General features: G+C 69.3%; 26 protein-coding genes and 4 tRNA genes. 4 read left to right on the forward strand and 26 right to left on the reverse strand.

Going from position 1 to position 21,922, the window contains the following annotated elements:
- Window positions 1-72: 72 nt before the first annotated feature.
- From AC3YNX_RS01415 to AC3YNX_RS01515, 21 genes are all read right to left on the reverse strand, one after another.
- A complete protein-coding gene (locus AC3YNX_RS01415; protein WP_489994385.1) occupies window positions 73-1,338 on the reverse strand; it encodes an MCE family protein in 1,266 nt (421 codons plus the stop codon).
- Window positions 1,335-2,414 carry an MCE family protein gene (locus AC3YNX_RS01420; protein ID WP_127784001.1) on the reverse strand — a complete coding sequence of 360 codons (1,080 nt, stop codon included), beginning with the start codon at window positions 2,412-2,414 and terminating at the stop codon, window positions 1,335-1,337. The genes AC3YNX_RS01415 and AC3YNX_RS01420 overlap by 4 nt, the downstream gene beginning before the upstream one ends.
- Entirely contained in the window at window positions 2,414-3,598 is a 1,185-nt protein-coding gene (locus tag AC3YNX_RS01425) for an MCE family protein (protein ID WP_489994386.1), read from the reverse strand. Before AC3YNX_RS01425 ends, AC3YNX_RS01420 begins: the two co-directional genes overlap by 1 nt.
- A gap of 1 nt (window position 3,599) precedes the next feature.
- Entirely contained in the window at window positions 3,600-4,631 is a 1,032-nt protein-coding gene (locus AC3YNX_RS01430; RefSeq protein ID WP_127784003.1) for an MCE family protein, read from the reverse strand.
- Window positions 4,631-5,695 carry an MCE family protein gene (locus AC3YNX_RS01435; protein WP_127784004.1) on the reverse strand — a complete coding sequence of 355 codons (1,065 nt, stop codon included), beginning with the start codon at window positions 5,693-5,695 and terminating at the stop codon, window positions 4,631-4,633. Before AC3YNX_RS01435 ends, AC3YNX_RS01430 begins: the two co-directional genes overlap by 1 nt.
- On the reverse strand, window positions 5,692-6,999 hold the full coding sequence (locus AC3YNX_RS01440; RefSeq protein ID WP_489994387.1) for an MCE family protein: 1,308 nt from the start codon (window positions 6,997-6,999) through the stop codon (window positions 5,692-5,694). The genes AC3YNX_RS01435 and AC3YNX_RS01440 overlap by 4 nt, the downstream gene beginning before the upstream one ends.
- The gene (locus tag AC3YNX_RS01445) at window positions 6,996-7,781 is read right to left on the reverse strand and encodes an MlaE family ABC transporter permease (RefSeq protein ID WP_241249931.1); all 786 of its coding nucleotides are present in this window, start codon (window positions 7,779-7,781) and stop codon (window positions 6,996-6,998) included. Before AC3YNX_RS01445 ends, AC3YNX_RS01440 begins: the two co-directional genes overlap by 4 nt.
- A gap of 68 nt (window positions 7,782-7,849) precedes the next feature.
- Complete coding sequence (locus AC3YNX_RS01450) at window positions 7,850-8,641, reverse strand: MlaE family ABC transporter permease (RefSeq protein ID WP_127784007.1); 792 nt, start codon at window positions 8,639-8,641, stop codon at window positions 7,850-7,852.
- Window positions 8,638-9,912 (reverse strand): ABC transporter ATP-binding protein, encoded by a 1,275-nt coding sequence (locus tag AC3YNX_RS01455; RefSeq protein WP_127784008.1) that lies wholly within the window; start codon window positions 9,910-9,912, stop codon window positions 8,638-8,640. The genes AC3YNX_RS01450 and AC3YNX_RS01455 overlap by 4 nt, the downstream gene beginning before the upstream one ends.
- Window positions 9,913-10,153: 241 nt before the next feature.
- Window positions 10,154-10,537, reverse strand: coding sequence for a 50S ribosomal protein L7/L12 (rplL, locus tag AC3YNX_RS01460; RefSeq protein ID WP_127784009.1), 384 nt, complete (start codon window positions 10,535-10,537; stop codon window positions 10,154-10,156).
- 69 nt (window positions 10,538-10,606) lie between these two features.
- A complete protein-coding gene (rplJ, locus tag AC3YNX_RS01465; RefSeq protein ID WP_489994388.1) occupies window positions 10,607-11,152 on the reverse strand; it encodes a 50S ribosomal protein L10 in 546 nt (181 codons plus the stop codon).
- Between the two features lie 335 nt (window positions 11,153-11,487).
- Window positions 11,488-12,216 carry a 50S ribosomal protein L1 gene (gene rplA / locus AC3YNX_RS01470; RefSeq protein ID WP_127784011.1) on the reverse strand — a complete coding sequence of 243 codons (729 nt, stop codon included), beginning with the start codon at window positions 12,214-12,216 and terminating at the stop codon, window positions 11,488-11,490.
- Window positions 12,217-12,299: 83 nt separating this feature from the next.
- Window positions 12,300-12,734, reverse strand: coding sequence for a 50S ribosomal protein L11 (gene rplK / locus AC3YNX_RS01475; RefSeq protein ID WP_127784012.1), 435 nt, complete (start codon window positions 12,732-12,734; stop codon window positions 12,300-12,302).
- A 122-nt stretch (window positions 12,735-12,856) separates the two neighbouring features.
- Window positions 12,857-13,723, reverse strand: a complete 867-nt coding sequence (gene nusG / locus AC3YNX_RS01480) for a transcription termination/antitermination protein NusG (protein WP_489994389.1) — start codon at window positions 13,721-13,723, stop codon at window positions 12,857-12,859.
- Between the two features lie 112 nt (window positions 13,724-13,835).
- Window positions 13,836-14,324 carry a preprotein translocase subunit SecE gene (gene secE / locus AC3YNX_RS01485; protein ID WP_489994390.1) on the reverse strand — a complete coding sequence of 163 codons (489 nt, stop codon included), beginning with the start codon at window positions 14,322-14,324 and terminating at the stop codon, window positions 13,836-13,838.
- Between the two features lie 30 nt (window positions 14,325-14,354).
- Window positions 14,355-14,427: transfer RNA gene (locus tag AC3YNX_RS01490), tRNA-Trp, on the reverse strand.
- A 200-nt stretch (window positions 14,428-14,627) separates the two neighbouring features.
- A complete protein-coding gene (locus AC3YNX_RS01495) occupies window positions 14,628-15,053 on the reverse strand; it encodes a MaoC/PaaZ C-terminal domain-containing protein (RefSeq protein ID WP_489994391.1) in 426 nt (141 codons plus the stop codon).
- A gap of 2 nt (window positions 15,054-15,055) precedes the next feature.
- On the reverse strand, window positions 15,056-15,496 hold the full coding sequence (locus tag AC3YNX_RS01500) for an FAS1-like dehydratase domain-containing protein (RefSeq protein ID WP_489994392.1): 441 nt from the start codon (window positions 15,494-15,496) through the stop codon (window positions 15,056-15,058).
- Window positions 15,497-15,560: 64 nt separating this feature from the next.
- Window positions 15,561-15,725 carry a 50S ribosomal protein L33 gene (gene rpmG / locus AC3YNX_RS01505; protein ID WP_127784015.1) on the reverse strand — a complete coding sequence of 55 codons (165 nt, stop codon included), beginning with the start codon at window positions 15,723-15,725 and terminating at the stop codon, window positions 15,561-15,563.
- 79 nt (window positions 15,726-15,804) lie between these two features.
- Window positions 15,805-15,877 (reverse strand) — tRNA-Met (locus AC3YNX_RS01510).
- Between the two features lie 74 nt (window positions 15,878-15,951).
- Window positions 15,952-16,024: transfer RNA gene (locus AC3YNX_RS01515), tRNA-Thr, on the reverse strand.
- A gap of 275 nt (window positions 16,025-16,299) precedes the next feature.
- Between AC3YNX_RS01515 and AC3YNX_RS01520 the strand changes: the two genes are divergently transcribed.
- A complete protein-coding gene (locus tag AC3YNX_RS01520; protein ID WP_127784928.1) occupies window positions 16,300-17,451 on the forward strand; it encodes an acetyl-CoA C-acetyltransferase in 1,152 nt (383 codons plus the stop codon).
- Window positions 17,452-17,570: 119 nt separating this feature from the next.
- Window positions 17,571-17,783, forward strand: coding sequence for a hypothetical protein (locus AC3YNX_RS01525; RefSeq protein ID WP_489981899.1), 213 nt, complete (start codon window positions 17,571-17,573; stop codon window positions 17,781-17,783).
- A 111-nt stretch (window positions 17,784-17,894) separates the two neighbouring features.
- Here the strand turns inward: AC3YNX_RS01525 and AC3YNX_RS01530 are convergent.
- Window positions 17,895-17,979: transfer RNA gene (locus tag AC3YNX_RS01530), tRNA-Tyr, on the reverse strand.
- 173 nt (window positions 17,980-18,152) lie between these two features.
- Between AC3YNX_RS01530 and AC3YNX_RS01535 the strand changes: the two genes are divergently transcribed.
- Together AC3YNX_RS01535 and rfbA are read left to right on the forward strand one after the other, a co-directional pair.
- Entirely contained in the window at window positions 18,153-18,644 is a 492-nt protein-coding gene (locus AC3YNX_RS01535) for a YajQ family cyclic di-GMP-binding protein (RefSeq protein WP_127784017.1), read from the forward strand.
- A complete protein-coding gene (gene rfbA, locus AC3YNX_RS01540; protein ID WP_489981900.1) occupies window positions 18,641-19,528 on the forward strand; it encodes a glucose-1-phosphate thymidylyltransferase RfbA in 888 nt (295 codons plus the stop codon). Before AC3YNX_RS01535 ends, rfbA begins: the two co-directional genes overlap by 4 nt.
- A gap of 18 nt (window positions 19,529-19,546) precedes the next feature.
- On the opposite strand, the gene htpX is transcribed toward rfbA, so the two are convergent.
- The 4 genes from htpX to AC3YNX_RS01560 form a co-directional block, all read right to left on the reverse strand.
- The gene (htpX, locus tag AC3YNX_RS01545; RefSeq protein WP_489981901.1) at window positions 19,547-20,413 is read right to left on the reverse strand and encodes a zinc metalloprotease HtpX; all 867 of its coding nucleotides are present in this window, start codon (window positions 20,411-20,413) and stop codon (window positions 19,547-19,549) included.
- A 64-nt stretch (window positions 20,414-20,477) separates the two neighbouring features.
- A complete protein-coding gene (locus AC3YNX_RS01550) occupies window positions 20,478-20,852 on the reverse strand; it encodes a 4Fe-4S binding protein (RefSeq protein ID WP_489994393.1) in 375 nt (124 codons plus the stop codon).
- Window positions 20,849-21,436, reverse strand: coding sequence for an NADH-quinone oxidoreductase subunit C (locus tag AC3YNX_RS01555; RefSeq protein WP_489994394.1), 588 nt, complete (start codon window positions 21,434-21,436; stop codon window positions 20,849-20,851). The genes AC3YNX_RS01550 and AC3YNX_RS01555 overlap by 4 nt, the downstream gene beginning before the upstream one ends.
- The gene (locus AC3YNX_RS01560) at window positions 21,433-21,864 is read right to left on the reverse strand and encodes an NADH-quinone oxidoreductase subunit B (RefSeq protein WP_489994395.1); all 432 of its coding nucleotides are present in this window, start codon (window positions 21,862-21,864) and stop codon (window positions 21,433-21,435) included. Before AC3YNX_RS01560 ends, AC3YNX_RS01555 begins: the two co-directional genes overlap by 4 nt.
- Window positions 21,865-21,922 lie beyond the last annotated feature (58 nt).

Raw genomic sequence — 21,922 nt, forward strand, 5'->3', positions numbered from 1 at the left:
ATGCTCCGTTCTTCGATCAGTGCGCTGCGGACAGCGCCAGGGTGAGCAGTCCGGCGCCACCCCGAGAGGATCTCACGACCCGAAGATCAACCGGTTGAGCAGGCCGGAGAGCTGGTTCACCAGCACCCCGGAGTCCTGGCTCAGCGCGCCGCTGTTGTAGCCGGCACCACCGGACTGCACCGGCGGCAGCACCGGGCTGCCGGGCTGGGCGACCGCGTGCTGGGTGCCACGGACCGAGATGGGGCTGCCGTTGGGCTCTGCGCAGTAGGCGTTGGTGTTCAGCGGGGCCTTGTCGTAGTAGTCGTTGAACGCGGGGTTGGCCGCGCGCTGCCGCTCCAGCTCCTGGTACGTGCCCTCGTAGCCGGCGGTGCACGGGAACGGGTCGTTCACGTTGAGCACCAGGCCGAAGTGGGCGAAGCCGTCGCCCGGTGCGCTGGTGAACCCGGCGGCCGCCACGGCGGGCAGCAGCTGGTTGAGCGCTCGGAGGCCATCGGTGCGGGCCGAGGTCACGGTGGTGACCGTGCCGAGGTTGGCCACCGTGTTGGCCAGCGACGCGGAGCTGCTGTCCAGCAGGGCCCCCACCTCGCTGCCCGCGGACTGCCCGGTGGTGATCAGCCGGCGCAGGTCGGGGTCGCTGGCCTGCAGCTGCTGGGTGACCAGCTGCAGGTCCCGGCTGAAGCCGATGATGGAGGAGCCCTCGGAGCGCTGGGTGTCCAGCACGGTCTGGGCGTCGCTGATCAGCCGCAGCGTCTGCGGCTGGTTGTCGATCGCGGTGGTGGTGAGCAGGTTGCCCTGGTCGAGCAGGCGCTGCAGCGACGGGCCGAGGCCGTTGAAGGCGGTGCCCAGCTCGGAGACGACCGTGCGCAGGGACTCCACCGGCACCGACCGCACCAGCTGGTCCACGCTGCTGAGCAGCTTCTCGGTGGTGACCGGGACCGCGGTGCGATCCATCGGGATCACTGAGCCCGAGCTGAGGAATGGCCCCTCGTTGGTGTTGGGCTGCAGGTCGACGTACTGCTCGCCCACCGCGGACCGGTTGGCCACCACGGCCTTGAGGTCGGTGGGGATGTCCGGGGTGTTGTCGTTGATCAGCAGCTCCACCGACACACCGCGGTCGGTGAGCGTGAGCGGCCCGACCGTCCCGATGGCCACGCCACGATAGGTGACCTCGGCGTTCTCGAAGATCCCGCCGGAGTTCTGCAGCTCCATCTGGACGGAGTAGCCCGAGGACCACAGGTACTTGTCCAGCCCCACGTAGCGCACCCCGGTGAAGGTGATGCCGAGGATGGTGATGACCAGGAAGGCGACGAGCTGCCACCTCACCAGCTTGCTTCTCATGGTGCCCCCTGGGCGACGGTGGCTTGGGGCAGGGGCAGCGCCGGCAGACCCAGCAGGGTCGGGTCGAGCACGCCGTTGCTGATGATCGTGCCGAGGTTGAGGTCCGCGGTGAGGTTGAGGTTGACGAAGTTGCCCGCGACCGTGTCGATCGCGGCGTCGGTGAACGGGAAGGTCAGCAGGATCTCCAGGGACTTGGCCAGGTTGTCCCCGGAGTCGGCCAGGGACCGCAGCGTCGGGGAGAGCGCGTTGAGGTCGGCCACCAGGCTGTCCCTGCTCCGGTTCACGACGTTGGTCGCCACCACGCCCAGCTGGTCCAGCTGACGCAGGAGCAGCGTCAGCTGCGGCCGCTGCTCGTCCAGCGTCTGCACTCCGGCGGGCAGCTGGTCCAGCGCGGTGGTCAGGTTGACCCGCTGGCTGTCCACCGTCTTGGAGAGGGTGTTCAGGCCGTCCAGCGCCCGGTTGATCTCCCCGCGCTGGGTGTTGAGGCCGCCGATGAGGATGTTGGTCTGCTCCAGCAGCGAGCGCACCTCCCCCTCGCGTCCGCTGAGGGCGGAGTTGAGCTCGCGCGTGATGGTCTGCAGCTGGGCGACGCCGCCGCCGTTGAGCAGCAGGGACAGCGCGCCGAACACCTCCTCCAGCTCAGTTCCACGCGTGGTGCTCGCGAGCGGGATGGTGGCACCGTTGCCGAGCTTGCCCGTGGCCTGCTCGCCCTGCGGGGGCGAGAGGGTCACGTACTTCTCCCCCAGCAGGCTGGTCTGGTCGATCGAGCCGATGGCGTTGGCCGGCAGGTCGACGTCTCCGTTGAGCTTGAGCTTGACCTGGGCCGTCACCCCGTCCGGGGCCAGGTCGATGCTGTCCACGCGGCCCACGTTGACGTCGTTGACCTTGACGTTGGACTGCGGCACCAGGTCGAGGACGTCGGTGAAGTCGACCGTCACCTCGTAGGGGTTGGCGCCGAGGTCCGCGCCACCGGGCAGGGGCACGCCGTACAGGCCGCTGAACCCACAGCCGGTGCTGAGCAGCACCGCCGAGACCGCGGCTGCGGCGCTGGTGCGTGCCTTCGTGCTGATGCGCATCACTGCCCTCCCACGAGCGGTAGCGCCGGCGCGGCGGGCGGCCCTGCGGCTCCGTCGACCTCCAGGAAGTGCGGCGTCGGAATGACCAGCTTCCCGCCCTGCCCGTCGGCGATCGTCTTGCAGTAGTCGGTGATGGGCCCGACGTTGCCCCCCAGCGAGTCGTAGATCGGGTTGCCGGGCGCGAGCCGGCCCGGCTGGATCAGGTTGCAGATCAGCAGGCCGGGGTTGGACAGCTCGTTGAAGTTCAGCCGGGTGTCCAGCGTGCCCGATCCCGCGTTGTAGGCACTGATCAGGTTGGTGGCGGCGATCGGCGCGGTGTCGAGCACCTCCGCCAGCGCTCCCCGCTGCTTGGCCAGCACCCCGGTGATCGCCGACAGCCCGTCGAGGTTGCTGCTCAACGACTGCCGGTTGTCCCGCACGAAGGTGGCCACGTCGCCCAGTGCCAGCGACAGCTGCTGCAGCGCCAGGCCCAGGTCGGTGCGCTCGTTGGCGAGGAAGCCGGAGAAGGAGGCCAGCTGCTGCGCGAACTGCTGCACCTGGGCGTCGTTGGCGGCCAGCGTGGTCACGAACGTCTGCAGGTTGGTGACCGTGGAGAACAGGTCGCCACGGGAGTTGGCCAGCGTGCTCACCGCCTGGGAGAGCTGGTCGAACGTCGCACCCAGCGCCTCACCGTTGCCCTCCAGGTTCGCCGCACCGGTGTTGAGCAGGTTGGTGAGGGCGCCGTCGGCGTTGGCCCCGTTGGGCCCGAGCGCAGTGGCCGTCTTCTCCAGGCTGGCCGAAAGCTCGTCCAGCTCCACCGGAGTGGCCGTGCGGTCCCGGGGGATGACGTCGTTGTCGGCCAGCTTGGGCCCGCTGGTGTAGGTGGGCAGCATCTGGATGTATCGGTCGGCGACGACCGTCGGCGCCACGGCAGCCGCCCTGGCGTTGGCGGGCAGTGGCACGTCCGGGTCGAGGCTGAGCACGACCTTCACCTGGTCGCCCTCCGGCTCGACCGAGTCCACCTTGCCCATCTTCACGCCGAGCACCCGCACCTCGCTGCCCGGGTAGATGCCCACCGTGGTGCCGAAGTAGGCAGTCACCTTGGTGGAGGCCGGACGCAGGAACGCCCACCAGACAGCGGTGGCGACCACCAGCACGACGACGAGACCCAGCACGACGGGCCGGACCAGTCCACGACCACGCACGTCAGTTACCCCCTGACTCGGTGGAAGGAATGGTGCCGGTGTTGACCGAGGGCGGAGCGCTCTGTCCGCCGGCGAGCTGAGTGATCTCCGGCAGCAGCAGGTTCGGCACGATCGAGTCGAACCAGCGGCCGTTGCCGAGGGCGTTGCCGAACAGCCGGTAGTACGGAGCGAGCAGCGCGAGGCCAGTGTCGAGGTTGCCGAGGTTGGCGGTGAGGATGTTGACCACCCCCTGCAGCTGGCCGAGCACCGGCCCGAGCTGCGCCCGGTTGTCGTTGACCAGGCCGACCAGCTGCTGCGACAGCGACTGGGTGTTGGTCAGCAGGGCCGAGATGGCGTCCCGACGCTCGTTCAGCGCGGCCAGCAGCGTGCTGCCGTCGTTGAGCAGGGCGGCGAACTGGGCGTTGCGGTCGGCCAGGATCTGGCTGGTCTGCTTGGTGGCACCCAGCAGGGTGGTCAGCTCCTTGTCCCGGCTGGACACCGTCTGGGACAGCCGGGTGACTCCGTCCAGGGCCGAGCGGATGTTCTCCGGGGTGCCCTCGAACGCCTGGGTGAGCGCCTGGAAGCTCTGCGCCAGCTGGTTGGTGTCGATGTCGCCGAGGGTGTTGCCCAGGCCGGAGAACGCCTCGACCACGTCGTAGGGCGCGACCGTGCGGTCCCGGGGGATGGACGCGTTGGGGTCCGCGTTCTCAGCGCCCAGCGGGTCCAGCGCCAGGTACTTCTGGCCCAGGATGGTCTTGATCTTGATGGCCGCGGTGGTCTCGTTGCCCAGCCAGGCGTCCTTGACCTGGAAGCTGACCACCACGTGGTCACCGTCGAGCTTGATGTCCTTGACCGAGCCCGACCGCACACCGGCCACCCGCACCTCGTCACCGGTCTTCAGACCCGCCGCCTCGCTGAAGTCTGCGGTGTAGACGGTGCCGCCACCCACGATGGGGAGGTTGTCGCGGAAGATCACCGCAGCCAGGATCAGGGCCATCACCACCAGGGCGATGACCCCGCTCACCGCGGGGTTGCGCTTGCGTTGTCCAGCCATCACTGCCCCTGCTTGTAGCACCGCGGAGCGGTGTTCGTGTAGATCGGCAGCTGCGTGCTCGCGATGCCCGTGGGCAGAGCCAGCGGCGGGACGCTGCCGCCCAGACCGAAGGAGATGTCGGCGCTGCACAGGTACTGGTTGAACCAGGACCCGTAGCTGGCGGTGCGGTTCACGCCGTCGAGCTTGGTCGGCAGGTTGACCAGGAAGGTGTTCACCCGGGCCTCGTTGCGGTTGAGGTTGGCCGAGACGTCGCCGAGGGCAGCGATGCTGCTCTGCAGCGGCGACCGCGCCGGCCTGAGCAGCGCGGTGGTGGCGTCAGCCAGCTGGGACAGCGAGGAGATCGAGGACGTGATGGCCTCGCGGTCCTGGGAGAGCCCGGAGACCAGCTGCTGCAGCGAGACCACCAGCGAGCTCACCTTGTCCGAGCGCTGGTTGACCGTGTCCAGCACGGTGTTCAGGTTGCCGATCAGCTCGCCGATGACGCGGTCCTTGTCGGCGATGCTGTTGGTGAGCGTGGCGGTGTTGGCCACCAGGCTGTTCACCGTGCCGCCCTCCCCCTGCAGGACCTGGATGATCTCGTAGGAGAGCTGGTTGACCTGGGCCGGCTCGAGGGCCTGGAACAGCGGCTTGAAGCCGCCGAACAGCACCGTGAGGTCCACCGCGGGCTCGGTCTGCTCGACCGGGATCACCCCGCCGTCGGCCATGCTGCCGCTGCTGGCGCTGTCGCCCTGGCCCACAGCGATGTAGCGCTGGCCGACGATGTTGCGGTAGCGCAGCGTGGCCGTGGCGTCGGCGGGGATGGTGCGGTTCTTCTCCAGGTCCATGTTGACCTCGGCGAGCCGCTTGTCCTTGATCTTGATCTTGCTGACGCGACCGACCTTCACGCCGGAGATGCGCACGTCGTCACCGACGTTGAGCCCGGTCACGTCGGTGAAGACGGCCTTGACCGCCGGTCCGCCGCCGGAGCCGCTGTTGGAGATGGTGGCAGCGAGCAGACCAGTGGCCAGCAGGGTGATCAGGATGAACGCCCCCAGCTTGAGCAGGGGTGGCACGAGACTCTTCACTTGATCGTCACCTCGTTGCCCCGGAGCGCCGGTGCACCGACGAGCGCGCTCCACCCGGGCACCTCGGCGGGATCCGTTCCGTTGGCCTGGGCGAAGATCGTGGCGAGCAGCTCCTGCTCCGACACCGAGCCGGCCACACCCAGCCCGGCGGTGTCCGTCGGCAGCGAGGACGCCTGGAAGTCGGCGTTGCTGGACGGTGGCTTGTAGGCGCCGTCCTGGACCGGACCGCCGGGGTACTGCGGGAAGTTGCCCACGGCCGGATCCACGACCGGGTAGCAGGCCGGGCCGCGGTCGTCGGTGATGTTGGGCTCGTCTCGTCCGGGCACGTACTTGCCTCGACTCTTGGTGATCTCCAGCTTCAGGTTCAGCCCCGGCCGGGCACTCCCCTTGCCCAGGGTGCCGTCGATGTTGGGCACCAGCCGGGCGAACTGGTCGAACACGCAGGGGTACTGGGGCGAGAAGCGCGCCAGCAGCTCCAAGGTCTCCACGGAGTCGTTGCTCAGCCGGATGATGTTCGCGCCGTTGGCGTTGAGGAAGCCGGTGAGGTTGGCCGAGGTGGCCGTGACCGTGGAGTACAGCAGGTCGAGGTTGTTGCGCTGGTCCACCACCGTGTTGGTGGTGGTGGTCAGGTTGGCCAGCGCCTGCAGCAGGTCCGGCGCCGCAGCGGTGTAGGTGTCGGCGAAGTCGGCGAGTCCGCTGATGTCGGCCTGCAGGGCCGGCAGCTCCCGGTTGAGCGAGGTGACCAGGGTGTTCAGCTGCGACAGGTTCTGGCCGAGCTGCTGGCCACGACCGTCGAGCGCCTGGGCCACTGCGCCCAGCGTGGAGTTGAGCTCAGCCGGCGGCACGGCCCGCAGCACGGGGAGCAGGCCGTCCAGCACGCGCTGGATCTCCACGGTCTCCTGGGTGGTGTCCTGGCGGATCACGTCACCACCGCTGATCGGCTCGGCCTGGGCTGCGGGCATCACCAGGGACACGTACTTGTCCCCGAACAGCGTCTTGGGCAGGAAGCGCGCCGTGACGTTGTTGGGGATGAGCTCAGCCTTGTCCGGCTGCAGCGCCAGGGTCAGCTCGGCGCGGCCGTCAGCGGTGGTGATCTCCCGGACCTCGCCCACGATCAGCCCGTTGAGCTTGACGTCGGCCTCGGGCAGCAGCTGGTTGCCCACGCTGTCGGCGGTCATGGTCACGCGCACCACGGAGACGAACTTCTTCTGGTAGATGAGCACCGTGAGCACCAGCCCACCCACGATGAGCAGCACGAACAGCAGGCCCAGCAGCTGACGTCCCCAGGACGTACCGGTCCTCATCCCGCGATCCTCACCGACGTGGTGGTGCCCCAGATGGCCAGGCTCAGGAAGAAGTCCAGGACCGAGATGGCCACGATCGCCGTGCGCACCGCCCGGCCCACGGCCACACCCACGCCGGCGGGACCGCCGCTGGCGTTGTAGCCGTAGTAGCAGTGCACCAGGATGATGACGACCGCGAAGACCAGCACTTTTCCGAACGACCAGAGCACGTCTATCGGTGGCAGGAACAAGTTGAAGTAGTGGTCGTAGCTACCCGTCGACTGTCCGTAGAACAACGTCGTGACCGTCCGGGACGCCAGGTAGGACATCAGCAGGCCGATGACGTAGAGCGGCACGACCGCCACGAACCCGGCGATGATCCGGCTGGTGACCAGGAACGGCAGGCTGGGCACGGCCATGACCTCGAGGGCGTCGATCTCCTCGGAGATCTTCATGGCGCCCAGCTGCGCGGTGAAGCCGCAGCCGACCGTGGCCGACAGCGCGAGACCAGCCACCAGCGGGGCGATCTCCCGGGTGTTGAAGTAGGCGGAGATGAAGCCGGTGAAGACCGCGCTGCCGATCTGGTTGAGCGCGGCGAAGCCCTGCAGACCGACCACCGTCCCGGTGAAGACCGACAGCGCGGCGATCACGCCCACCGTGCCGCCGATCACCGCGAGCGCGCCGCTGCCGAAGCTGACCTCGGCCAGCAGGCGCAGCACCTCCTTGGAGTACTTGCGCAGCGTCTGCGGGATCCACAGGAGCGCACGCACGTAGAAGGAGAACTGGTCGCCCAGGTCCTCCAGCGCGCCCCGCGGTCGATCGACCGCCCGCTTGACGCGGTAGGTGAAGTTGGTTGGTGCGGTCACGGTGCCTAGGACCCCTTTGCCGGAACTACCTGCAGGTAGATCGTCGTCAGCACGAAGTTGACGAAGAACAACAGCAGGAAGGTGATGACGACCGACTGGTTGACCGCGTCGCCGACGCCCTTGGGCCCGCCGGAGGGGCTGAGCCCCTTGTAGGCCGCGATGACGGCGGCGATCAGTCCGAACAGCAGCGCCTTGATCTCACTGATGTAGAGGTCGGGCAGCTGCGCCAGCGCTGAGAAGGACGAGAGGTACGCCCCCGGCGTGCCGCCTTGCATGACGACGTTGAAGAAGTAGCCGCCGACGACGCCGACCACGCTGACCATGCCGTTGAGCAGCACCGCGACCAGCATCGCAGCCAGCACGCGAGGAACCACCAACCGGGCGATCGGATCGACTCCGAGCACCTTCATCGCGTCGATCTCCTCGCGGATGGTCCGTGAGCCGAGGTCGGCGCAGATCGCCGATCCGCCGGCACCGGCCACCAGCAGCGCAGTGACGATCGGACTCGCCTGCTGGATGATCGCCAGCACGCTGGCGGCGCCGGTGAACGACTGCGCACCGAGCTGGCGGGTCAGCGAGCCGAGCTGCAGCGCGATGACCGCGCCGAACGGAATCGCCACCAGCGCGGTGGGCAAGATGGTGACGCTGGCGATGAACCACGACTGCTGGATGAACTCGCGGAACTGGAACGGCCGCCGGAAGAGCCCGCGCGCGATGGCTGCGGTGAGCTCGGCGACCTGCCCGATCTGCCGCAGCGCGTTGGTCCCCGGCAGTGGCTTGGAGGTCTGCGACGTCACTCGTCATCCCGCTGGTACGAGCGGCGGGCGGACCCGTCGGAGGCGCCCCCGGTCGCGGCGGGAAGACGGACGGTGGAGTCCGGGTCGGCAGAGCCGGCGCTGTGCCGGCCGCCGTTGCGCTCGTCCGCACCCTCCGCGCCATCACCCTGGTAGTCCTGGCTGTAGCCCTGGTCCTGCGGGTACTGGTCCTGGTTGTAGCCCTGGTCCTGGCTGTACCCCTGGTTCTGGGAGTACTGGTCCTGGGAGTAGCCCTGGCCGTTGCCGGCCTGGCGGCGCTCGTACACCGCACGGTCCTCGTCGGAGAACGAGTCCAGGATCCCGCGCTGGGCCTGCTCGGGCAGGGTGTGCAGCATCCCCATCACGCGCTCGCGGCGGCGGTGCACCGCCTGCCGGTCCGGGCTGCCGGGAGTGGCCTCGATCTGCGGGACGATGCCGCGCACGTCCTCGCCCGAGCCGTCGTGGTGACCGGCGTCGGCCATGGCCTGCTCCTCGGCCATCTGCGACTCGTCCTTCTCCTCGCTCATGCCGATGGGGCCGATGCGGCGACCGTTGAGGAACTGCTCGACGACCGGCTCCTCGCTGGTCAGCAGCACCTCGCGCGGACCGAACATGACCAGGTGGCGGCGGAAGAGCATCCCGAGGTTGTCCGGGACGGTGCGGGCCACGTTGATGTTGTGCGTGACGATGAGGATCGTGGCGTCGATCTGGGCGTTGATGTCGATCAGGGTCTGGCTCAGGTAGGCGGTGCGCACCGGGTCGAGACCGGAGTCGGGCTCGTCGCAGAGGATGATCTCGGGGTCCAGCACGAGGGCGCGGGCCAGGCCGGCGCGCTTCTTCATGCCGCCGGAGATCTCGCCGGGCAGCTTCTCCTCGGCGCCACTGAGGCCGACCAGCTCGAGCTTCTCCATCACGACGTTGCGGATGTCGGACTCGTTCTTCTTGGTGTGCTCGCGCAGCGGGAACGCCACGTTGTCGAAGATCGTCATCGACCCGAACAGCGCACCGTCCTGGAAGAGCACCCCGAACATCTTGCGGATGTCGTAGAGCTCCTTCTCCTTGCACTGCAGGATGTCGGTGCCGTCGATGACGATGCTGCCCGTCTCCGGGCGCAGCAGACCAATGATCGACTTGAGGAACACGGACTTGCCGGTACCCGAGGGTCCCAGCAGCGCACTCACCTCGCCCGCAGGCAGCGTGAGCGTGACGTCCTGCCAGATCTTCTGACTGCCGAAGGACTTCGTCAGTCCCTCGACGGACACCTCGACGCCCATCGCACCTCCAAGGTCAACCCCCGCGGGGCACCACTGATCCCGGGGCAAGTTGCCCGAGTCACCAAGCCCAACGACGGGACGGCACAGTAGTTACTGACGGGTTCACAAGTGGTTCCTCGTTGCCCGCTGACAGAAGCGGCGAGAGCGGCCTCCACAGGTGGAGGCCGCTCTCGCCGGCAGGTCGGGCTCTCGCCCGGGTGCCCCTCTCCGCGTCAGCAGGACGCGGGCGAGGGGCGGAGAATCACTTGACGGAGACGGATGCGCCCGCGCCCTCGAGCTTCTCCTTGGCCGCCTCGGCGGCCTCCTTGCTGACCTTCTCCAGGATGGCCTTGGGGGCGCTCTCCACGAGGTCCTTGGCCTCCTTCAGGCCCAGGCCGGAGACGACCTCACGGACGACCTTGATGACCTGGATCTTCTTCTCGCCAGCGCCCTCGAGGACGACGTCGAACTCGTCCTGCTCCTCAGCGGCCTCGACGGGGGCAGCGCCACCGGCGGCGGCCACGGCCACGGGGGCAGCGGCGGTGACCTCGAAGGTCTCCTCGAACTTCTTCACGAAGTCGGAGAGCTCCAGGAGGGTCATTTCCTTGAAAACGTCGAGCAGCTCGTCGTTGCTGAGCTTCGCCATGGTGGCGGTCCTTCCTAGTCAGTTCTGCTGGGGATCGTGCGGTGTGTGCAGAGCGGGTGGTGCGAGCCGTCAGGCGTCGGCCGGTGCGTCGGCACCGGTCTCGGCGGACTTCTTGTCCTGCAGGGCGGCAGCCAGGCGGGCCATCTGCGAGACCGGGGCGTTGAACACGCTCGCGGCCTTGCTCATGTTGCCCTTCATCGCGCCGGCCAGCTTGGCCAGCAGCACCTCGCGGGACTCCAGGTCCGCGATGCGGTCGACCTCGTCGGTCGACAGCGCGCGGCCGTCCATGTAGCCGCCCTTGATGACCAGCGCCTTGTTCTCCTTGGCGAAGGTCTTCAGTGCCTTGGCTGCGTCAACGGGCTCGCCGGTGACGAACGCGATGGCGGTCGGGCCGACGAACAGGTCGTCGAGACCCTCGACACCAGCCTCGGCGGCTGCACGACGAACCAGGGTGTTCTTGGCGACGGAGTAGGTGGAGCCCTCGCCCAGCGCCTGCCGCAGCTTGGTGAGCTGGCCGACCGACAGACCGCGGTACTCGGTGATCACGGCAGCGCTGCTGCCGCGGAAGTTCTCGGCGATCTCCGCGACCGCGGTGACCTTCTCGGACTTTGCCATGCCTTGCCTCCTCTCTGTGGATCTCAGGTCCGCAGGTCGCCGGGAAACCGGCGCAGACATGACAAACGCCCCGGGCGCAGGGCGCACGGGGCGTAACTCGACAGCCGAAGCTGTCGCACCTCGTCCTCCTGCGCGGGCCGTCCGGTGCACTCCGGAACCTTCGCCGCACTCCTGGTGAGCGCGGTGACCTGCGGTCTTCGGTGGAACTGGGTGAATCCTACCTGACGTTTCCGGGGCGAACGACCACCCCGCGCACACCTGCCCGAGACGCACAGGAGGGGCAGGCCGTCGGCCTGCCCCTCCTGGTGCTGCTGTGCGCTCCCGCGCCGCCTGAATCAGGCGGTGGCGGTCGCCGCGGTGTCGTCGGCGAGGAGGTTGCGCGTCAGCGCCGGGTCCACCGGGATGCCCGGTCCGGTGGTCGTGCTGACGGTGACCTTCTTGAGGTAGCGACCCTTGGCCGCGGCCGGCTTGGCCCGCAGGATCTCGTCGAGGGCCGCGGCGTAGTTCTCCACCAGCTGCTCGACCGGGAAGGACGCCTTGCCGATGACCAGGTGCAGGTTGGCCTGCTTGTCGACGCGGAAGTTGACCTTGCCGCCCTTGATGTCGGCGACTGCCTTGGTGACGTCGTTGGTCACGGTGCCGGTCTTCGGGTTGGGCATGAGCCCACGCGGACCGAGCACGCGGGCGATGCGACCAACCTTGGCCATCTGGTCGGGAGTGGCGATGGCGGCGTCGAAGTCCAGCCACCCGCCCTGGATCCGCTCGATGAGGTCCTCGGCGCCCACGGCGTCGGCACCGGCGGCCTCAGCCTCGGCGGCCTTCTCGCCGGCGGCGAACACGATGACGCGGGCGGTCTTGCCGGTGCCGTGCGGCAGGTTGACCGTGCCACGCACCATCTGGTCGGCCTTGCGGGGGTCGATGCCCAGTCGCAGGGCCACCTCGACGGTGGCGTCCATCTTCTTGCTGGAGGTCTCCTTGGCAAGCCCTGCAGCCTGGAGCGGCGTGTAGAGGTTGTCGGCGTCGACCTTCTCGGCGGCCTGGAGGTAGGCCTTGCTGCGCTTCATGGTGCTGTCCTTCTTCTGTGGTCAGTGGTGGTTGCGGGCCGGCGCTGGCCCTCCCACCCGTTCGGGGAGCCGGAGTGGCTCGCTCAGCCCTCGACGGTGATGCCCATCGACCGGGCGGTGCCGGCGATGATCTTGGTGGCGGCATCGAGGTCGCCGGCGTTGAGGTCTTCCATCTTCGTCTGGGCGATCTCCTGGACCTGCGCCATGGTGACCTTGGCGACCTTGGTCTTGTGCGGCTCGCCCGAGCCCTTGGGCACACCGGCCGCCTTGAGCAGCAGTCGGGCCGCCGGCGGGGTCTTCAGCTTGAAGCTGAAGGAGCGGTCCTCGTAGACGGAGATCTCCACGGGCACCACGTTGCCACGCTGGGCCTCCGTGGCGGCGTTGTACGCCTTGCAGAACTCCATGATGTTGACGCCGTGCTGACCCAGCGCGGGGCCGACCGGCGGAGCGGGAGTGGCAGCGCCGGCCTGGATCTGGAGCTTGATGAGCCCGGCGAGCTTCTTCTTCTTGGGGGGCATCCTGTACTTCCTGCGTTGCGGGGCAGCCGGGTTCGCCGGTCGCCACTGGTGTGGACTTGGTGATGTGGTGGCGCAGCCGAGCAGTCGCGCTGCGCGCACCCCTCTCCGAGACTAGTCCCGGATCAGATCTTGGAAACCTGGGTGAACGACAGCTCGACCGGGGTCTCGCGCCCGAAGATCGAGACCAGCACCTTCAGCTTCTGCTGCTCGGCGTTGACCTCGCTGATCGTGGCAGGCAGCGTCGCGAACGGGCCGTCCATCACGGTGACGGACTCGCCGATCTCGAAGTCCACCTCGATCGCCGGCTTGGTCGCCTCGTCCGCCCCACCGGTCTTGCCGGTCTCCGCGGTCTTCTTGCGGTCCTGGGCGGGCAGGAGGAACTTGATGACCTCGTTGATGGTCAGCGGGGACGGCCGCGAGGTCGCCCCGACGAAGCCGGTGACGCCCGGGGTGTTGCGCACCGCGCCCCACGACTCGTCGTTGAGCTCCATCCGAACCAGGATGTAGCCGGGCAGCACCTTGCGGCTGACCTGCTTGCGCTGGCCGTTCTTGATCTCGGTGACCTCTTCGGTGGGCACCTCGACCTGGAAGATGTAGTCCTCCACGTCCAGGGTCTGCACCCGGGTCTCGAGGTTGGTCTTCACCTTGTTCTCGTAGCCGGCGTAGGAGTGCACGACGTACCAGTCGCCGGGAGCGCGGCGCAGGGCGGCGCGCATCTCCTCGACCGGGTCGACCTCTTCCTCGACGACGTCGGCGACGGCAGCGTCCTCGTCGGGCGCGCCAGCAGCGGCGTCGCCCTCGGCGACAGCGAGGTCGGTGTCCTGCACGGGGGCCTCGTCGGTCGCCTCGGGCTGCGCCGTGGCCTCGGCCACGAGCGCGTCGGCAGCCGCTACCGACTCCGGAGCCTCGGACTCCGAGGTCTCGACAGAGTCGGGCAAGCCGGCCTCGGGCTGGTCAGCCATGTTCTGGCCGCCCTCGGGGGTGCTCACGTGTGGACTCGCTTCCTCTCGTCATGTGCAGTACTTCCGGCTGGCGCCTGTCTCCAGGATCCACCGTCAGTCCCCGCCGCTACGGCCAGGTCGGCCGAGGTGGCGTGGTCGATCAGCCGAACACCGTCAGCACGGCCTTGGCGAACGCCAGGTCCAGCAGGTAGGTGAGGGCCACCATGAAGGCGACGAACACCAGGACGACGGTCGTGTAGGTGATGAGCTGGTTGCGGGTCGGCCAGATCACCTTGCGGAGCTCCGCCACGACCTCGCGGAGGTAGCGGATCACCCGAGTGGCGGGGTTGCCGCTGCTCGTCTTCGTCTGCTTGCTCGCCGCCGGGGTGGGTCGACCCTTGGTGCCGGCCCGCTCAGCGTCGGGCTTGCGGGCCCCAGCGGCGGCGGGCTTGCGGGTGGACCGGGCTGCCGGGCTGCGACGCTTGCCTGCCGGCCGTGCGGCCGCCGTGCTCACGTCGTCGGAGTCGTCCTCCGAGCCCAGCCCGGCCGCAGCGTCGGGATCGGTGTGCGAGTCACCTGCTGCGGCGGTGTCACCTGTCTCCGAGCCTTCTACCGGCTCGGGTGTGACGTCGTCGCGATCGTCGCTCACCGTCGTCCTCCAGTCGCTGCAATTCAGGCGCAGGGGCGACAGGACTTGAACCTGCAACCTGCGGTTTTGGAGACCGCTGCTCTGCCAGTTGAGCTACGCCCCTACGACCAACGCTCTGCGCCGGTCGCGCCGAAGCGTCCATGCCCTGACCCGAGGCTCGCAGCATCCACGAGGTGGACACCTGAGATTCGGGCAGCACACGAACGCCCCAGAAACGTCAGTGTACGACACCACGGTGCTTGGATTCCAACTCGCACCCACTGCCTCGGGCGTGGACACCGGGCGGAGCGGCGAAACGGCTGGTCAGGCCAGGCGCAGCAGCGCGATGGAGCGGCCGAACACCCGCTGGCCCTGCACGGCGACCGAGACTGCCACGGTGGCGGTGCGGGCACCGGGGTCCAGCTTCTTGACCACACCGGCGATCTGGACGACCACAGCCTCGTCGGCAGGGACCACGACCGGGCGGGTGAAGGTGACGGAGTAGTCGAGCACGGAGCCGGGGTCACCCGTCCAGGCAGTGAGCACCCGGGCGCCCAGCGCCATGGTGAGCATGCCGTGGGCGATCACGTCAGGAAGGCCGACGGCCGTGGCGACGGCGGGGTTCCAGTGGATCGGGTTGAAGTCGCCGGAGGCCCCGGCGTAGCGCACCAGGTCGGCGCGGGTGAGCGGCACCTGCAGCGACGGCAGCTCGTCGCCGACGGAGACCTGGTCGAAGGTGCGCACGGGCACGGCTACTCCTCGTTCTCTGCGGCAGTGCCGCGAGCGACGACGGTGGAGTAGGCGGTGACCACGGGTGAGCCGTCCTCGGCGTGCACCTCGGTACGGGTGGTGACCAGGTCGTTGCCCGCCACCACCCGGATGGCGTCCACGACGACGGTGGTGGACAGCCGGTCACCGGCCACGACGGGACGGTGGTGGACGAACCGCTGCTCTCGGTGGACCACCTTGGTGAAGTCCAGGCCGAGATCGGGATCAGCCATCAGGCGCAGCTCGGCGCCCATGGTGAGGATGATCGGAAAGGTCGGAGGCGCAACAAGGCCCTGGTATCCCAGGGCCTGTGCTGCTGCCTCGTCGTGGTGGGCCGGGTCGGTTGCACCGACGGCCGTCGCGAACTCGCGGATCTTCTCCCGGCCGACCTCGTAGACCGCGTCGGTCCCGAACTGTCGACCCACGTAAGCCGTGTTGACGCCCACCCCGTGTCTGCCCTGCTGCTGCGGCGCGCTGTCGCGCGTCAGCTCAGCGGGTCTCGCGGTGGGTCTTGTGGGTGCCGCAGTTGGAGCAGAACTTCTTCATCTCCATGCGGTCGGGGTCGTTCCGACGGTTCTTGCGGGTGATGTAGTTGCGGTGCTTGCAGTCCTCGCAGGCCAGCGTGATCTTCGGGCGGACGTCAGTGGCGGCCACGGGGTGCCTCTCTTCGGTGGATCTGGGAACGAAACGGTCATGTCCATCGTACGTCTGCGCCGTGCGACAGATCCTTGGGTAGCGATGGCCGGACTTGAACCGGCGACACAGCGATTATGAGTCGCTTGCTCTGCCAGCTGAGCTACACCGCCATGCGGCCTCGGGCTGCGCCCTCGACCGCGACAGCCGAACAGCGCTGCCCTCGCGGGTGGCGGCTGATCCAGCGAGCCCCTTTACGGAATCGAACCGTAGACCTTCTCCTTACCATGGAGACGCTCTGCCGACTGAGCTAAAGGGGCGTGCCTCGTGGTGCTGGGCGTGAGCCGCGCACCGGGTGAAGCGGTGTGAAGATTACACAGACGGGTGCCGATTTGCGAAACCGGTCCCCCACTTGCCGGTCGCCAGCGTACCGACGACCACCGCAGAACCCGGCGACCAGCGACGATGCCCCAACCAAGCGCTTGCTACCTCGCGAGGGGTAGATTCCGGCAGGACGTCGACGTCCGTCCGGAGCACTCCGCCGCGGTCGTCGCAGGAACACGAGAAAGAGGCTGCACCCGTGAACGCAGGGCACATCAACGAGGCGTACATCGTCGACGCGGTACGCACCCCAGTGGGCAAGCGCGGCGGCGCCTTTGCCGCCACGCACCCCGCTGACCTGGGGGCATACGCCCTCAACGCCCTGGTCGAGCGCAGCGGAATCGACCCGGGCGCCGTCGAGGACGTCATCTTCGGCTGCGTGGACACCATCGGTCCGCAGGCCGGTGACATCGCCCGCACCGCATGGCTGGCCGCCGGACTGCCGGACCACGTGCCGGGCACCACCATCGACCGGCAGTGTGGATCGTCACAACAGGCGGTGCACTTCGCGGCACAGGCAGTGATGAGCAACACCGCGGACGTCATCGTCGCCGGCGGTGTGCAGAACATGAGCGCGATCCCGATCTCCGCAGCGATGTACGCCGGCGAGGCCTACGGCTTCGGTGACCCGTTCTCCGGCTCCACCGGCTGGCAGAAGCGCTACGGCAGCCAGGAGGTCTCGCAGTTCCGCTCCGCGGAGATGATCGCCGAGAAGTGGGGCCTCACCCGCGAGCAGATGGAGGAGTTCTCCGTCGGCTCGCACGAGAAGGCGCTGCGCGCGCAGGCCGAGGGCCGCTTCGACCGCGAGATCGTCGCCGCCGGCGAGGCCACCGCCGACCAGGGCCCCCGCCAGCCCAACTGGGAGAAGATCCGCTCGCTGCCCACCCTGGTGCAGGACGGGCGGCTGACCGCGGCGCTGGCCAGCCAGACCTCCGACGCCTCGGCCGCCCTGCTCATCACCAACGAGCGGGGCCTGAAGACCCACGGGCTCACCCCGAGGGCCCGGATCCACCACATGTCGGTGCGCGGCGCCGACCCGGTGTGGATGCTGACCGCACCGATCCCCGCCACCGCACACGCGATGGAGAAGTCGGGCATGAAGCTCGACGACATCGACCTGGTGGAGATCAACGAGGCCTTCGCGTCGGTGGTGATGGCCTGGGGCCAGGAGACCGGCTACGACATGGCCAAGGTGAACGTCAACGGCGGCGCCATCGCCCTGGGGCACCCGCTGGGGGCCACCGGCGCCCGGCTGATGACCACGATGCTGCACGAGCTGGAGCGCACCGGTGGGCGCTACGGCATGCAGACGATGTGTGAGGGCGGCGGCCAGGCCAACGTCACCATCATCGAGCGGCTGGGCTGACCCACCCGCACCTGCCCCCGCCGAGCCCCCGACCACACCCGGTCGGGGGCTCGGCTGCGTCGTGGGCACCGATCGGCGCTCCTGCTCCGTGTCCCCGCCGGAGCAGGTAGACAGGACGCGTGCCCGGACACGTGCGGCGGTGGCTCCGCGAGCTCCCTGTGCTGGCGCGCGTGCTGCTGGGGGTCCTGCTGGCCGCTGCGGTAGTGCTCGGGCTGGCGCTGTGGCGCGGGCGGGACGTCACCGAGGCGGCCCAGCTCGCGGCGGGGATGGCGGTGCTGGCGGGCAGCCTCGCGCTGGTGACGGGCGGGCGGTGGCCAGGGCGGCGTGGCTAGCGGGACGTGGCCAGGCGACCTGGCTGGAGCACGCGATGACGCGAGCCAGAAATGACGCTCCAAGAATGACGCTGCGGGCCCCTCCCGGAGGAGGAACCCGCAGGTCAGACATGGTGGCAGGTGTAGGGTTCGAACCTACGTAGGCGATGCCGGCGGATTTACAGTCCGCTCCCTTTGGCCACTCGGGCAACCTGCCGTAACACTTCCTCTCCGCGACGCCGGCACTGGTCCGGGTCCCGCTTCAAGGGGTGCGCAAGGCAGACTACTAGACCTCGGTACGGGTCCGCCGCACCGGGGTAGGTAGTGCCAGTGCCGGCTCCGCGGGACGTCCTCCCGCGGCAGCCCAGTCGCTCGAGTGAGGAGCCCTTCATGGCCGATGCGTCCTTCGACGTGGTGAGCAAGGTCGACCGCCAGGAGGTGGACAACGCGCTGAACCAGGCAGCCAAGGAGCTGTCCCAGCGCTTCGACTTCCGCAACACCGGCGCCGGCATCGAGTGGGCCGGCGACGAGGCCATCACCATCACCGCGAGCACCGAGGACCGGGTCAACGCCGCCCTGGAGGTGTTCATCGAGAAGCTGGTGCGTCGCGGCATCTCCATGAAGGCCTTCGACGCCGGCGAGCCCACCGCGTCGGGCAAGACCTTCAAGATCACCGGCAAGCTGGTCGAGGGCATCGACAACGAGCACGCCAAGAAGATCACCAAGGCCATTCGCGACTCCGGCCTGAAGAACGTGCAGGCGCGCATCCAGGGTGACGAGCTGCGGGTGAGCGGCAAGAAGCGCGACGACCTGCAGGCCGTCATCGCGCTGCTCAAGGACGGAGACTTCGGCGTCGCCCTGCAGTTCGTGAACTACCGATGAAGGGGATCGTGCTGGCCGGGGGCAGCGGCACCCGGCTGCACCCGATCACGCAGGCGGTGAGCAAGCAGCTGCTGCCGGTCTACGACAAGCCGATGATCTACTACCCGCTGTCGGTGCTGATGCTCGCCGGCATCCGCGAGGTGCTGATCATCTCCACCCCGCACGACCTGCCGATGTTCCGGCGACTGCTGGGTGACGGCTCGCAGTGGGGCATGGACCTGTCCTACGCCGAGCAGGCTGCGCCCAACGGGCTGGCCGAGGCCTTCATCATCGGCGCCAAGCACATCGGCAGCGACGACGTGGCACTGGTGCTGGGCGACAACATCTTCTACGGCCACGGCTTCTCCGGAAAGCTCCGCGAGCACACCGCAGGCCTGGACGGCTGCGTGCTGTTCGGCTACCCGGTGCGCGACCCCGAGCGCTACGGCGTCGGGGAGATCGACGCGGACGGCACGTTGCTCTCCATCGAGGAGAAGCCGGCCAAGCCCAAGTCCAACCACGCCATCACCGGCCTGTACTTCTACGACGGCGACGTGGTGGACATCGCCAGCGGGCTGCGGCCGTCGCCGCGCGGCGAGCTGGAGATCACCGACGTCAACCTGCACTACCTGGCCAAGGGCAAGGCCCGTCTGGTGGACCTGGGTCGCGGCTTCGCCTGGCTGGACACCGGCACGCACGACTCCCTGCTGGAGGCCGGCCAGTACGTCCAGGTGATCGAGCACCGTCAGGGCATCCGGGTGGCGTGCCTGGAGGAGGTCGCGCTGCGGATGGGCTTCATCGACGCCGACGCGTGCATGGCCCTGGGCAGCGCGCTGGCCAAGTCCGGCTACGGCCAGTACGTCATGCAGGTCGCCCAGTCCTTCGGGGCGACCCAGCCGGCCTAGGGCCGCCGGGCGCCAGCCTCAGGGCAGCTGCTTGCCCGCCATCCGCTGCAGTCGCTCGATGCGCTCGGCGATGGGCGGGTGGGTGGAGAACAGCCGTGCCGCCCGGTCGCCCACCCGGAACGGGTTGGCGATCATCAGGTGAGACTGGCTGGTGAGCGCGGGCTCGGGCGGCAGGGGGGCCGCCTGGGTGCCCAGCTCCAGCTTGCGCAGGGCCGAGGCCAGGGCCAGCGGGTCGCCGGTGAGCTCGGCGCCGGAGGCGTCGGCCTGGTACTCCCGGGAGCGCGACACCGCCATCTGCACCACGCCGGCGGCGATGGGGCCGAGCAGCGACACCAGGATCATCACCAGCGGGTTGGGGCGGTTGCCGCCGTTGCCGCCGAAGAAGCTGGAGAACATCGCCATGTTGGCCAGCCCGGTGATGACCGAGGCCAGCGCGCCGGCCACCGAGGAGATGAGGATGTCGCGGTTGTACACGTGCGACAGCTCGTGGCCCAGCACTGCTCGCAGCTCCCGGTCGTCGAGCAGCTGCAGGATCCCGGTGGTGCAGCAGACCGCGGCGTGCCGGGGGTTGCGGCCGGTGGCGAACGCGTTGGGTGCCACGGTGGGGCTGACGTAGAGCCGCGGCATCGGCTGGTGCGCCACGGTGGCGAGCTCGCGGACGATGGCGTACATCCGCGGCTGCTCCGCCTCGGTGACCGGCCGGGCGTGCATGGCCTTGAGCGCCAGGGTGTCGCTGCGGAAGTAGACGTAGGCGTTCATCCCCACCGCGAACACCACCGCGACGAGCAGCGCGGTGCGGCCGAAGAGCCCGCCGACCAGCACGATGAGCGCGGACATCGCACCCAGCAGCAGGGCCGTCTTCAGTCCGTTGGCGTGCCGGTGCATCCTGCCCAGTCCTTCCGTGTCCCCATGTCTGCTTGCTCACCACGACAACGCCGGGTCGCAGGCGTCAGTTCCCTGGTGGGGGCACCTGCGCCACCAGCTCGGCCAGCACGTCGCGCTCGGCCACCAGCTCCACCACGGCGGCGCTGCCCGCGGGGTCGACGCCGGGATAGTCGTGCGCCGGCGACCAGTGCAGCGCGTCGAACGGGCACGCGTCCACGCAGATGCCGCAGTACATGCACTGCCCGTAGTCGATGGCGAAGCGCTCCAGCACCGGCCGGGCCCGCGCCCGGGAGCGGCCGGCGGCGTCGCGGTCGGGCTGCTCGGTGCTGGACTCGATGTGGATGCACCAGTCGGGGCACTCGCGGGCGCAGATCATGCAGCTGGTGCAGTTCTCCGCCAGCAGCGCGATGACCCCGCGGGCACGATCGAGCACGGTCACTGCTGCTCCTCCCCGGGCTGCTCCCACTGCTGCCCCGGCACACCAGGGGCGCTGGCCCGACGGCGGCCGGCCGACGTGGGCGCGGCACCCTCCCCCGGCTCCATCCGGCCCGGCCACGGCCGCACTCCGCGCGAGGCGAGCACGGTGTCCTTGCGCAGCGGGTGCAGGCCGGCGCCGGGGGCCAGCAGCAGCGGTCGCAGGTCCGGGTGCCCGGTGACCTCCAGGCCGGCCATCTCCGCGGCCTCCCGCTCGTGCCACGCCGCGCCGGCCCACACGCCGGTGATGCTGGGCAGCTCGCCGTCGACGGCCACCGTGGTGCGCACCAGCAGCCCGCGGCACCCGGCCGGCACCACCACGTGCGCGGTCACCTCCCAGCTCGCGCCGCTGCCGCCGGGCCCGCCGGCGTCGTGCACGGCGAGGTGGTCGAACATGCTGCAGCCCAGCTCGTCGCGGGCGACGGTGGCGGCCCGCACCCACTCCGGCAGCGGCACCTGCGCGGTGTGCTGGCCGAAGGACTCGGTCACCTCGCCGACGCCCAGCGCCTGCACCAGGGCGCGCGCCAGCCCGGCGTCACCGACGCTCACGCCGCCGCCCGCTCCGCGAGGACCACCGGCGCCAGGGCACGCAGCCCGTCGAGCACCGCCTCCGGCCGGGGCGGGCAGCCGGGCACCGAGACGTGCACCGGCACCAGCTGGTCCACGCCCTTGGTGACGCTGTAGGAGTCCCAGTACGGACCACCGGTGGCGCAGCACGCCCCGATGGACACCACGTAGCGAGGTTCGGGCAGCCGCTCGTAGGCCGCGCGCACGGCGCCGGCCAGCACGTCGGTGACGGTCCCGGACACCACCAGCACCTGTGCGGTGGGCGCACCGGGCGGCGGCTCGGCCGGGGTGAGCGGGGTGCGGGAGCCGTCCTGCAGGGCCGCCATCACCTCCACCCCGCAGCAGGCCAGGCCCAGGTCGAGCACCTGCACCGTGAGCGCCACGCCTGCCACCTCGACCGTTGTCTGCACAGCGCCGAGAGTAGTGGAGCCGCGGCGCAGGTCCCTGGCGCGCGGGTGCCCGGCTGGC

It is taken from the genome of Rhodococcus sp. Z13_19A (genome assembly GCF_058133575.1).

Excerpts from the sequence above, each read along its gene's own strand:
- AC3YNX_RS01415 (WP_489994385.1), bottom strand. The coding sequence starts at position 1,338 with ATGAGAAGCAAGCTGGTGAGGTGGCAGCTCGTCGCCTTCCTGGTCATC.
- AC3YNX_RS01420 (WP_127784001.1), bottom strand. The coding sequence starts at position 2,414 with ATGCGCATCAGCACGAAGGCACGCACCAGCGCCGCAGCCGCGGTCTCG.
- AC3YNX_RS01430 (WP_127784003.1), bottom strand. The coding sequence starts at position 4,631 with ATGGCTGGACAACGCAAGCGCAACCCCGCGGTGAGCGGGGTCATCGCC.
- AC3YNX_RS01440 (WP_489994387.1), bottom strand. The coding sequence starts at position 6,999 with ATGAGGACCGGTACGTCCTGGGGACGTCAGCTGCTGGGCCTGCTGTTC.
- AC3YNX_RS01455 (WP_127784008.1), bottom strand. The coding sequence starts at position 9,912 with ATGGGCGTCGAGGTGTCCGTCGAGGGACTGACGAAGTCCTTCGGCAGT.
- rplL (WP_127784009.1), bottom strand. The coding sequence starts at position 10,537 with ATGGCGAAGCTCAGCAACGACGAGCTGCTCGACGTTTTCAAGGAAATG.
- rplJ (WP_489994388.1), bottom strand. The coding sequence starts at position 11,152 with ATGGCAAAGTCCGAGAAGGTCACCGCGGTCGCGGAGATCGCCGAGAAC.
- rplA (WP_127784011.1), bottom strand. The coding sequence starts at position 12,216 with ATGAAGCGCAGCAAGGCCTACCTCCAGGCCGCCGAGAAGGTCGACGCC.
- rplK (WP_127784012.1), bottom strand. The coding sequence starts at position 12,734 with ATGCCCCCCAAGAAGAAGAAGCTCGCCGGGCTCATCAAGCTCCAGATC.
- AC3YNX_RS01535 (WP_127784017.1), top strand. The coding sequence starts at position 18,153 with ATGGCCGATGCGTCCTTCGACGTGGTGAGCAAGGTCGACCGCCAGGAG.
- rfbA (WP_489981900.1), top strand. The coding sequence starts at position 18,641 with ATGAAGGGGATCGTGCTGGCCGGGGGCAGCGGCACCCGGCTGCACCCG.
- htpX (WP_489981901.1), bottom strand. The coding sequence starts at position 20,413 with ATGCACCGGCACGCCAACGGACTGAAGACGGCCCTGCTGCTGGGTGCG.